Annotated in this window: 10 protein-coding genes; 6 read left to right on the forward strand and 4 right to left on the reverse strand. The window is 42.6% G+C overall.

Features of this window, described 5'->3' with window-relative positions; translation table 11 throughout:
- Positions 1–177: 177 nt before the first annotated feature.
- Genes purC through dapA form a run of 3 tightly spaced genes read right to left on the reverse strand, consistent with a single transcriptional unit; the run spans position 178 to position 2,454 of the window.
- A complete protein-coding gene (purC, locus tag FTT85_RS10160) occupies positions 178–897 on the reverse strand; it encodes a phosphoribosylaminoimidazolesuccinocarboxamide synthase (RefSeq protein ID WP_078190626.1) in 720 nt (239 codons plus the stop codon).
- Between the two features lie 36 nt (positions 898–933).
- The gene (locus FTT85_RS10165; protein ID WP_078193263.1) at positions 934–1,539 is read right to left on the reverse strand and encodes a lipoprotein-34 precursor (NlpB); all 606 of its coding nucleotides are present in this window, start codon (positions 1,537–1,539) and stop codon (positions 934–936) included.
- Between the two features lie 15 nt (positions 1,540–1,554).
- Positions 1,555–2,454, reverse strand: coding sequence for a 4-hydroxy-tetrahydrodipicolinate synthase (gene dapA / locus FTT85_RS10170; protein WP_078193262.1), 900 nt, complete (start codon positions 2,452–2,454; stop codon positions 1,555–1,557).
- Positions 2,455–3,177: 723 nt separating this feature from the next.
- On the opposite strand from dapA, the gene mhpT reads away from it, so the two are divergent.
- From mhpT to ppk1, 5 genes are all read left to right on the forward strand, one after another.
- Positions 3,178–4,389 (forward strand): 3-(3-hydroxy-phenyl)propionate transporter MhpT, encoded by a 1,212-nt coding sequence (gene mhpT, locus FTT85_RS10175; protein ID WP_180004342.1) that lies wholly within the window; start codon positions 3,178–3,180, stop codon positions 4,387–4,389.
- Between the two features lie 150 nt (positions 4,390–4,539).
- Entirely contained in the window at positions 4,540–4,929 is a 390-nt protein-coding gene (locus tag FTT85_RS10180; protein WP_168379713.1) for a hypothetical protein, read from the forward strand.
- A 70-nt stretch (positions 4,930–4,999) separates the two neighbouring features.
- Positions 5,000–5,650, forward strand: coding sequence for a bifunctional nicotinamidase/pyrazinamidase (gene pncA / locus FTT85_RS10185; protein ID WP_168379715.1), 651 nt, complete (start codon positions 5,000–5,002; stop codon positions 5,648–5,650).
- A gap of 73 nt (positions 5,651–5,723) precedes the next feature.
- Entirely contained in the window at positions 5,724–6,692 is a 969-nt protein-coding gene (locus FTT85_RS10190; protein WP_180183479.1) for a bile acid:sodium symporter family protein, read from the forward strand.
- Between the two features lie 198 nt (positions 6,693–6,890).
- Positions 6,891–8,954: a polyphosphate kinase 1 gene (gene ppk1, locus FTT85_RS10195; RefSeq protein ID WP_180183480.1), complete on the forward strand. Its 2,064-nt coding sequence runs from the start codon at positions 6,891–6,893 to the stop codon at positions 8,952–8,954.
- Positions 8,955–9,003: 49 nt separating this feature from the next.
- Here the strand turns inward: ppk1 and FTT85_RS10200 are convergent, their stop codons facing one another.
- The gene (locus tag FTT85_RS10200; protein ID WP_078190618.1) at positions 9,004–10,260 is read right to left on the reverse strand and encodes a hypothetical protein; all 1,257 of its coding nucleotides are present in this window, start codon (positions 10,258–10,260) and stop codon (positions 9,004–9,006) included.
- 77 nt (positions 10,261–10,337) lie between these two features.
- Between FTT85_RS10200 and serB the strand changes: the two genes are divergently transcribed.
- Positions 10,338–11,558, forward strand: a complete 1,221-nt coding sequence (gene serB / locus FTT85_RS10205) for a phosphoserine phosphatase SerB (protein ID WP_078193257.1) — start codon at positions 10,338–10,340, stop codon at positions 11,556–11,558.
- Positions 11,559–11,800 lie beyond the last annotated feature (242 nt).

The following is an 11,800-nucleotide window of genomic DNA, read 5'->3' on the forward strand; positions in this document are numbered from 1 at the left end:
TGGAGAAGTATAGATCCTGGTGCTGCTTGATATGTAGCTATCTTAGTGTGAACGTGGGTAAATGTGAAACAGAGGATTTTTATCGTTAACATTTGTTTTTTCGATCATAGATTAATCGAGTAATATTTCATTAAAAAACCGAGCTAAAGAGCTCGGTTTTTTACATCGATGAACGACTTAGATATCAGAAAGGTCGATACCTAAACGTGCAGCAACTTCTTCATAAGCTTCAACTACACCGCCTAAACCTTGACGGAAACGGTCTTTGTCGAGTTTTTTCTTAGTGTCTTTGTCCCATAGACGGCAGCCGTCTGGAGAGAATTCGTCACCCAGTACGATACGGTCGTGGAACACACCAAATTCAAGTTTAAAGTCAACAAGCAGCATGTTGCCTGCATCGAATAGACCTTTAAGTACTTCGTTTACTTTATAAGTCAATTCTTTCATTTGAGCGAGTTGTTCTGCAGTCGCCCAACCTAATGCAATCGCTTGTGATTCATTCACCATTGGGTCGCCTAACGCATCGTCTTTGAAGAACAATTCGAAAGTTGGCGGAGTAAGTTCTTTACCTTCTTCAACGCCTAAACGACGGCAAAGTGAACCTGCTGCATAGTTACGGATTACGCACTCTACAGGAACCATAGTCAATTTTTTCACTAAAACTTCAGTTGGAGAAAGAAGTTTTTCGAAATGAGTTTCGATACCAGCCGCAGCCAATTTTTCCATGATAAAGGCGTTAAAACGGTTGTTCACCTTACCTTTGCGATCCAGTTGTTCAATTTTTTCACCGTTGAATGCAGAAGCATCGTCACGGAAAACTAGGATGAGGTGGTCAGAACTATCTGTTTCATAAACAGATTTCGCTTTACCAGTATAGAGCAAGGTTTGTTTTAACATGAGGGAACCTTTTTCGAGAAAAAATGCCTAGTACGACTAGGCTGGCCAATTTTGGTAAATCTGAGCTAACAGATCTGCAGCTTTTTCTTTGTCTGCAAAACTGTTATCGGCATTGAACACAGCGATGTTATTGCTTGAACCTACAGAAGAAAGTCTTAAAACATAGGTCTGTTGATCGACCTTGACGGTTACTTCGTAACGGTTTTTGCTCTGACCAACAATGGTATGGTTAAGGCTGCTGAGGGTAGCAAGTGTGTATTGCCAAATTGTAGCAGAATTTCCTTCAACTTTGATCAGTGGATTTTGATTTCCATCCACCAATAGTTGAGGGCGGCTAATATTTGTACTGTCTGTTGAGGAATCTGCAACGACATTATTTTTTTCCGCGGCTGGACGCGGAAGGGCATAGCGATTGCCGCGCTTATTTTCAAGCTTTGGTGCATGCTCAATTGCTAGTGGGTCAACAGATGGAGCAGGATACAAAGGCGTTGCAGGACGAACCATCGACCCTTCAGGGTATTTCAGTGGTTCAACATCTGTGGTTTGTTTATAGTCCAGTGTGCCATTATTAAAGGCAAGTGAACTACAACCGGCTAATGTAAACACTGAAAGTGCCAGGCTAAGTCCTAAACGTAATTGCATGATGTTTGCTCTTCTTTATTTGATAACGCCCGCAGTGATGAGTGCTTCACGAAGCGGAGTGCGATATTGTTCTGCAAGGGGTGTTAATGGTAAGCGAATGCCTGTTTCAATCAGGTTCATCTCATGAAGTGCCCATTTCACAGGAATTGGGTTCGATTCGCAAAATAAAATTTGATGTAAATTTGCAACAGTATTGTTTTGTTGCTCGGCTTGGACTGCGTCACCCGCCAAAGCGCTTGCACACACTTCGCTCATTTCTTTTGGCGCCACGTTCGCAGTAACCGAAATGTTGCCCTTAGCACCTAAACCCATTAACTGATAAGCCGTTGCATCATCACCTGAGTACACCACCATATCTTTGCCTTTAAGGCCTTCAATGAGTTCTTGACCACGAGGAACATCGCCAGTGGCGTCTTTAATGCCCACGATTTGTGGAATATCAGCAAGACGGATCACGGTGTCGTTGTGCATGTCTACACCGGTTCGGCCAGGTACATTGTATAAAATTTGAGGTAAATCAACAGCTTCAGCAATCGCTTTGTAGTGTTGATACAGGCCTTCTTGGGTAGGTTTGTTATAGTATGGTGTAACTAATAATGCCGCATCTGCACCTAACTCTTTGGCTTCTTTGGTGAGTTCAATCGCTTCGTGGGTTGAGTTTGCACCTGTGCCGGCAATAATTGGAATGCGTTTGTTCGCCACACGGATGATTTCTTTGATCACCTGAGTGTGTTCGGCCATGCTCAAGGTAGAAGCTTCACCTGTAGTCCCTACAGCAACAATACTATTGGTGCCTTGCTTTATATGCCACTCAACCAGCTTCTCGAGGCTCTTCCAATCTACGCTGCCATCTTCAAACATTGGGGTGACGATTGCGACAATTGAACCTTGAATGGTCTGAGCTTGCTGAGTCATTTTGAAAAGCTATCCTATTTGTCCATCCGACAAGATGAAATATTGATTTCTGGATGGTTTCGAATTTTGATTTGTAGCATGTTCATTGGGCTATACCCAAATTGAATAATGCTTACGCAAATTATGACTGATCAAACGCATAAGAACAATATGCTTTGGTCAAAGCCATAAAATTCTTTATACAAATCAAACTTAAAACAATCAAGTGTAAAATAGCGGTTTTTTTGCAGCCTGAAAATTGTTCAGCAGGGGCTGAATCTTGAAAATGTTTTATTCAATCGAGAGGGTTGGCATGGTTGATGGGATTGATTAAATCATCAGCAAAAGGTTGATCTATGTGTATTCCGTGCTTTTTAATCAGAATTTAAGATTAAATAACAATGACTAAAGATTTAAAAACTATATCAATTCGCTCGGGTTTTATTACAAATGATTGTTAAAAACTTGGGTAATAATCTTTTTTATATCTAATAGAAATAGACATGTTTTTATGAGTGTTTAAAAAGATCGCTTGATTTGACTGTTCATTGCACGATTCATATTTTTTTATTTTAAATTTTTAATTGTTTTTACGACTTTGTGACTTAAAGCACAAAAACTATTACACCATGCACGTAATCCAATTTTGGACGAAAGGCTTCAACTTATTGGTAGTTATATCCTTTATAAGGCTCAGCGATGATGCGACTTAATTTGAACGCTGATGACAACAAGGATTCTCCAATGGAAAAGTCAGATAATAAGCATGCTATTGTCACGGTAGCAATCTGCTTCCTTATTGCCGTAATCGAAGGTCTGGATATTCAGGCTGCAGGTATTGCAGCAGCAGGGATTCGTGAATATTTCGGGCTGGATAGCTCGCAGCTAGGGGTGTTTTTTAGTGCCGGTATTTTAGGATTATTACCTGGTGCTTTGGTGGGTGGTCGGATTGCAGACCGAATGGGCCGTAAAAAAGTATTAATTTGGTCTACGGGGATGTTCGCCATCTTTACCTTATGTACGGTGTGGGTAAATAGCTTCCATAGCTTACTCGCTGTACGTTTTCTTGCCGGTGCGGGTTTAGGGGCAGCAATGCCAATTTTAATTACCTTGGCATCTGAAGCGGTAACGCCACAAAATCGTGGTCGTGCAGTCGGTTTGATGTACTGTGGTATGCCTGTGGGTGCGGCAATCTTGTCATTGGTCGCAATGACGGACTTCGGTGCAAACTGGAAAAATATTTTCTATTTAGGCGGTTTATTACCGATTGTTGTCATTCCATTGATGATCTGGTTCTTGCCTGAATCGCGTGAATTCTTGAAAGCCAAAGATCAAGCGGTTCAAGCGACCGCCAATGGCGAAGTGCAACAAGGTGCTTTCAAAAACCTCTTTAACACAGAAAACCGTTTACGTACTTTCTCAATTTGGGTGAGCTACTTCTTCACCTTGATGGTGGTGTACATCATGTTGAGCTGGTTACCGTCGTTGTTCACCGAACTCGGTTTCACTCGTAAAGATGGTGCAACTGCGCAGTTCTACTTCATGGTGAGTGCAACCATTGGTACGATCATTTTAGGTATGTTGACTGACCGTTGGAAGAAAGCTTATGTGATCATTTTGATGTACGGCGGTATTTTGGCAGGTCTATTTGCGCTGAATGGTGCAGGTTCATTGACCCAAATGTACATGGCGTCAGCTTTAGTCGGTGCATTCGTGATTGGTTGCCAAGGTGTATTGTATGCCTTCGGTGGTATCGTGTATCCAACACAGTTACGTGGTACGGGTGTTGGTGTCGCTTCAGCTGTTGGTCGTGTCGGTGCAATGTTAGGCCCTGCAATTGCGGGTCAGTTATTGGCAGCAGGTTTTGGTGCGGCAGGGGTGATTACCGCTGCAATTCCATGTATCGCAATCTCTGCAATATTTATGTTGTTATTGGTACGTCGTATTCCATCTTAAGGAACATGTCATATCAAAAAAGCCCGCATATTGCGGGCTTTTTTATGGCGACAATTGAAGTCGCGCTAATGCTTTAAATCAAGATAAATAAATGTATTTTATGTAAAAATACAGCAGAAAGAGAAAATAAAAAATCAACGTAGAGGGGCTATGTCAGCAAGAAAACTGGTCGCAATTTTTAAAGTTGATCAACGTGAATTCAGTTTGTATCTACATCAATACGAATTTATCTTGGAACTCAAACCTGTATTTCAAAGAAATCGCCAACAGCCGAGACAAAATGCGTGGTTAGCCTTTGCCGATGAACCTACCCTAGAAGATGTTGCTGAAAATATTAATGCGTTTGAGGTCATGCAACAGACACGCAGCCATTTATTAAAATATATCTTTCAACATCAACCGCGATATTTTTATTTTCATGCCTCGACTCGGCGAAAAGCCCGTATTTACCCACGCTTTGCACAGCGTTTGGTTGAGCATTTGCCCAAGTATCGGTATTGTCAGGAAGGACAGTCATTTTATTTTTATGCACAGGACTGAATACTAAGGCTTTTAAAATATGAGCGAATCAGTAGAGTCGCCGACAACGCATGACAACGGATGGAGAGATATGCAAAAAAATACAGCGCTGATTGTGGTCGATGTACAAAATGGTTTTACCCCAGGTGGTCAGTTGGCTGTTGCCAATGCAGATCAAATTATTCCAGGGATTAATCAAGTTGGACAATACTTTGCGAATATTGTGCTGACTCAAGATTGGCATCCAGCCGACCATATTTCTTTTGCTGAAAATCATCCTGAGCATGCACCTTATGACAGCATAGAGCTGAATTATGGAACGCAAGTATTGTGGCCGACGCATTGTGTACAAGGCACACAGGATGCCGAATTGCATCCGGATTTAAATTTACCGACGGCGCAGCTGATTATCCGTAAAGGTTTTCATCAGCATATCGACAGCTACTCTGCTTTTATGGAAGCGGATCAGAAAACTTCAACGGGTTTGGCGGGCTATTTGCGCGAACGTGGTATTGATACGGTCTTTGTGGTGGGCATTGCCACGGATTTTTGTGTTGCATGGACGGCAATGGATGCGCGTAAGCTTGGTTTTGAAACTTTTGTGATTGCTGATTTGACCAAAGGGATCGATTTACAGGGTTCCTTACAGCATGCATGGCAAGACATGTTGGCGAATGGGGTGAAGCGTATTTACCTGAAAGATATTGTGCAGCAGCATGCACAGGCATTATCTTTGGCATGACCCAGTGGGCTCAGTTGAGAAAAGGCACAAGGGTGTGCCTTTTTTTGTCCCTGTTTTTAAATGGAAGATGCCTATGTCGGCTTTCTTAAAATTCACTCAATTTGTGCAGAAAACATTTGCGATTTGGGTGGTGCTGTTTGCAGCGCTCGCCATGTTTTTTCCCGATGTATTTGTTTGGTTAAAAGCATATATCCCATGGATGCTAGGCATCATTATGTTGGGTATGGGCATGACCATGACACTGCAAGATTTTAAAAGTGTATTGCAAAGTCCTAAAGCTGTGATGATCGGGGTTTTGGCACAGTTTATTGTGATGCCGGGATTGGCTTTTTTCTTGTGTGAATTATTGCAACTGCCGACAGAAATCGCGATCGGGGTCATTCTTGTCGGTTGCTGTCCGGGTGGAACGGCTTCTAATGTCATCACCTATATGGCAAAAGGTAATACCGCATTATCTGTTGCCTGTACCTCTGTTTCGACATTACTCGCACCGGTTTTAACCCCTGCGATTTTCTATTTGCTGGCAAGCCAATGGATCGAAATTAATGCGGCATCGATGTTGGTTTCAATTTTACAAGTGGTTTTATTTCCGATCATTGTGGGGTTAATGATTCGAACTGTCTTTAAGCACCGAGTGGATGCCTATATACAGGTCATGCCATTGGTTTCTGTTGTGGCAATTGTAGCGATTGTGGCAGCAATCATTGCGGGTAGTCGAACACAGATTTTGCAATCAGGTTTACTGATTCTTGGGGTAGTGGCCTTACATAATGGCTTGGGCTATCTATTGGGTTTTTGGGCCAGCCGACTGTTTAAATTGCCCTATGCAGACTGTAAAGCAGTGTCGATTGAAGTTGGGATGCAAAACTCAGGTTTGGGTGTGGCATTGGCGGCGACCCATTTTGCCGCTTCACCTCTGACCGCTGTGCCGAGTGCGATTTTTAGTTTGTGGCACAATATTTCGGGTCCCGCACTGGCAACCTATTGGGCAGCACGGACGAGTGAGCCCAAAGCATTGGAACAAGACAAGCCTGTGCAATAAACAATTCAGTAAAATAGAGGGCAATGTCCCTCTTTTTTGATGTCGAAAATAAATTTTACGATTTGATGAACAGGGCTTTAGGGAATTGCATGCTTTTTTAATTGATTAATGCTATTTGTAACATAAGTGTCATCTCCGCTGCCTAACATGCCGGCAAACACTTTAGATATAGACTGTTTCAAACAGCATTGAGAGGGTATGCAACATTTTCAGCATTCATCAGCGACCTATTATAATCGTGAATTGTCACTTTTAGATTTCAATCGGCGGGTCTTGGCTCAGGCACTCGATTCAAGTTTACCTTTACTTGAACGCTTGAATTTTCTCATCATTTTTTCACGCAATTTAGATGAATTCTTTGAAATTCGCATTGCGGGGCTAATGAAACAACGAGATTTGAATGCAATTGTACGGACGCCAGATGCCATTCCGACTGAAGTGGTCTTAGATGAACTTTCCCAAGTGATTCATGACACGGTTGCACAGCAATACCACACCCTCAATCATGCTGTATTGCCTGCACTACAAAGTGAAGGCATTCGTTTTATTCAATTTAAAGATATTTTAGAAAAACATCGGGCGTGGATTAGCCATTATTTTAGTAAAGAAGTTCAACCGGTCTTAACGCCGATTAGCTTAGATCCATCGCATCCGTTTCCACGCTTGGTCAATAAAAGCCTCAACTTTATTGTGAGCCTAGAAGGCAAAGATGCCTTTGGTCGTGCCATTGAAATGGCGATTGTGCCTGCGCCACGTTCCTTGCCGCGTTTAATCAAAATGCCCGTCGAAGTTGAAGGCAGTACAGAAACACAAATTTTTCTGACGGCCATCATCCAGCAACACATTAATGATTTATTTCCGGGGATGAAAGCGACGGGCTGTTATGCCTTTCGAGTGACGCGCAATGCAGATTTGGTTCTGGCTGAAGATGTGGATGACTTGGCTGTGGCCTTAAAAGATGAATTGTCTTCACGCCGTTTTGGTCGGGCAGTTCGCTTAGAAATTGAAGATGATTGTCCGCAAAGCATTATTGATTATTTGTTAGATGAATTTGATTTGAGTGAGCAGGAGCTCTATCGCATTGATGGCCCGATCAATTTATCGCGTCTCAGTACTAGTTTTAAACGATCTGAACTGAAATATCCGGTCTATACACCGATTATTCCTAAAGTTTTTCGTAAACAAACCGCGATTTTTGATGTATTAAAAACACAAGATGTGTTGTTACATCATCCGTTTGACTCCTTTCAACCGGTCATCAACTTATTACGTGAAGCTGCAAAAGACCCTCAGGTTTTAGCCATTAAGCAGACGCTCTATCGTAGTGGGCCAGATTCGGACATCGTACAAGTTTTAGCGGAGGCGGCACGCAACGGCAAGGAAGTAACCGCCGTCATCGAACTTCGGGCGCGGTTTGATGAAGAATCCAATATTACCGTGGCCAATATATTGCAAGAAGCGGGCGCTGTCGTGGTGTATGGCATTGTGGGCTATAAAACCCATGCCAAGATGATTTTGATTGTACGCCGTGAAAATAATCAGTTGTTACGCTACGCCCATTTGGGAACAGGTAATTACCACGCAGGCAATGCGCGGATGTATACCGATTATGGCCTGATGACGACGCATTCCGATATTTGCGAAGATGTGCATCGTATGTTTCAGGAACTGACCGGCATGGGCAAGATGGCGAAGCTGAAAGCCTTACTGCATGCACCATTTACCCTGCATACTGAATTACTGAAACTGATTGAACAGGAAATTGTTGCCGCACAAGCGGGAAAATACGCAAGAATTATTGTGAAGGTCAATGCACTCACGGAACCGCAACTGATTGCTGCTTTGTATCGTGCATCGCAAGCAGGGGTACGTGTAGATTTAATTATCCGTTCGATTTGTTGTTTGATTCCTCAGGTCAAAGGTATGTCTGAGAATATTCATGTGAGATCTATCGTTGGGCGCTTTTTAGAGCATACTCGAGTGTATTATTTTGAGCATGCAGGCGAAAAACGATTGTACTGTGCCAGTGCCGATTGGATGGGACGTAACTTATTTTCACGGGTCGAAACCTGTTTTCCCATTTTGGAAAGCCGTTTGAAAAAACGCATTATGAAAGATGGTCTACTTAACTATTTGGAAGATAATCAAAATGCATGGGAAATGCAGTCGAATGGGCAATGGGAGAAAGTCGCGGTTGAAGCAGGTACCGAACCGCATAACGCGCAAAAATATTTGATTGCACAGAAAATTTCGACTGTTTAAGACAAAAAAATCCCGACTCAAGTCGGGATTTTTGATTGCGCTAAAACCTTTACGAGGCTTTTGACTGTTTGGATTTTAAAATTTCAGTTCTGAAGTTTTGAGCCAATTCAGCGGCATCACTGTCCATTCCATTGAGCATAAACGCATGACGCGTCAACACATTGGTCGGATTTGGCAAGCTGACCAATTGGAAATGATCTGAAATCTCTTTGAGCAAAGTTGTCGGCACATGAATGGCACTTTCTTTGGCAACCAATTGTTGGACTAAACGTTCAGCCGCTTGTACAGAAGACAATTGCATAGCTTCGACAGAGCTTGAAATCGCACTACGGGTTTGTAAAACGAAACGTTTTTCTTCACGGTAGCGTTTATATAAAACATCTGAGAGCAATTGGAATACTGAGCTGATCATGGTGAGACAGCGTAGCGCATCTGGAGTGTCAGCGGTCATGCTGATGGTTGCGCCATGTTCATCAAACTTATGCACTGTACTGATGTCAGAACTGTTCAATTTATAATGTTGAACACAGAGTTCTGTGGTTTTATTCAAGAAAATTTGGCAGAGATTAAAATACGGCACAGACACGGTTTTGTTGACGCTATCGAGAAGCTGTTTCGGATCATAAAATTGAATATTTAATGCCAAGCTGTTGCTGTCGAGAACCACTGGTTTCATATCTTTATGCTGTTTTGCTTTGGCTTGCGCATTTTGCTGCGCTTGAGCAATCGCCACAGCGGCATTGTGTTTTTCTTGTTCTAAAGCCTGCGCTAGCGTTTGAATTTCATGTTTTAGACGTGATTCATTGTTGATTCGCGCTAAATATTCAGTACGACTTGGACGTGCAATTGCGCGATACGCTAACCACAACAAGCCATGTAAGAATAATGAAAATAGAATCGCGGCCCATTGCGTACGTAAGATTTCACCAATACTTGGTTTAATTAAGGTGATTTCAACCGTTCCAACTTTCTTTTCGTTTTGCAGCGCATCACGAACAAAGATTTCACCGTCACGGGTTTTGGTCAAACCGCCTGTAGCCAAGACTTGATTATTGGCATTTAAGATGCGGATGGAAGCCACGCTCGGGTTGGTTGCATAGCGGTCAGCAAGTAAGGCTAATGATACGGTATTGGCCGGCTCAAGCTCAGATAGGCTGTCTGTAACCAATTGACTGGTCATCAGTTGTCCCTGACTGGCACGGTTTTCGTTCAGTTGGTGGGTTGTTGCCAATACCAATAAAAAGGTATGCAAAGCAAAACAAACTACTAATAGGCTAGCAAATAGCCCTTGTCTAGGCGCATTCAACGTAAACTTCCAAGGCAATTCTATTCAATTTAGATTATGATTCTTACATTAGTTGTAGCTCAGACCCGAGTCAATTCATGCGAGAAATCATTCTTATATCACTTTTAGGACCTGACCAACCTAATCAATTTACACGATTAATGCAGGTTTTGTCCGCACATTCCTTACAGATTTTAGATGTCGGACAAGCAGTCATCCACAATCAGCTGACTTTAGGTATTGTTGTTTCGTCGGAAGACCAGACTGCGACAGCATTAGCCATGAAGGAGATGTTGATTTTAGCACATGATATTGGCTTAACTGTGCGCTTTAAACCAATCTCTACAACAGAATATCAACAATGGGTAAATGAGGGAGGCCGCACACGCTATATCGTTACGGCACTTGCGCCAGAATTACAGGCGTCTCATTTACAGGCAGTTACAAATATTGTGTCGAGCCAAGGCTTCAATATTGAAACTGTGACTCGTTTATCTGGCCGTCCAGAGTTAGATGGATCAAGTGAAGGTCCGCGCCGTGCCTGCGTTCAATTTGGTCTAAAAGGCCAGATGTTGGATGCCACTGCGATGCGTGCAGCATGTTTACGTCTATCTACTGAACTAGGGGTAGATGTTGCCGTTCAAGAAGACAATGCTTACCGTCGTAATCGTCGTTTAGTCTGCTTTGATATGGACTCGACGCTGATTGAGCAAGAAGTGATTGACGAATTGGCGATTGAAGCGGGTGTCGGCGCTCAAGTGGCTGAAATCACTGAACGTGCTATGCAAGGTGAACTCGATTTCCAACAAAGTTTCCGTGCACGTGTGGCACTACTCAAAGGTATGGATGCTTCGGTATTGCCTAAGATTGCAGAACGTCTGACTGTCACAGAAGGTGCGGAACGTCTCATTTCAACGCTGAAATCACTGGGCTATCGCACGGCTATTTTGTCAGGTGGTTTTCAGTATTTTGCTGAATATTTACAAGCAAAACTGGGTATCGATGAAGTCCATGCCAATGTACTGGACGTCCAAGATGGCGCGGTAACCGGTGAAGTGAAAGGCCATATTGTGGATGGTGCCCGCAAAGCCTTCTTATTGACACAAATCGCTGAAGAAATGGGGATTTCATTAGAACAAGCCATTGCAGTCGGTGATGGTGCGAATGATTTGCCAATGTTGTCTTTAGCTGGCTTAGGCGTTGCCTTCCGTGCGAAACCTTTGGTGCGTCAAAATGCCAATCAAGCCATTTCAAGTGTGGGTTTAGATGGTGTTCTTTACCTGCTTGGTGTGCACGATAAAGATTTGAATCGTGCTTAAAAGCATTTAATTCATACTAAAAAACGTAGCCAAAAGGCTGCGTTTTTTATGCCAAGAATTCAGCTCATCCGATGAACGGTAGAAGAAAATTGTCGATAAAAACAACGATTAACAGCATTCGAAAAATTAATTTTTTTAGCCTAAAATCAGCTGTTTTTTTTGTAATGACACTCGAAACGAGATGCCATCATTGTTCTAGAAATTCTTTAAAAAGAAAAAATGTAATGACAAAATAATGTTGC

The sequence above is a fragment of the Acinetobacter sp. YH01020 genome, assembly GCF_013420275.1.
Lineage (GTDB): Bacteria > Pseudomonadota > Gammaproteobacteria > Pseudomonadales > Moraxellaceae > Acinetobacter > Acinetobacter amyesii.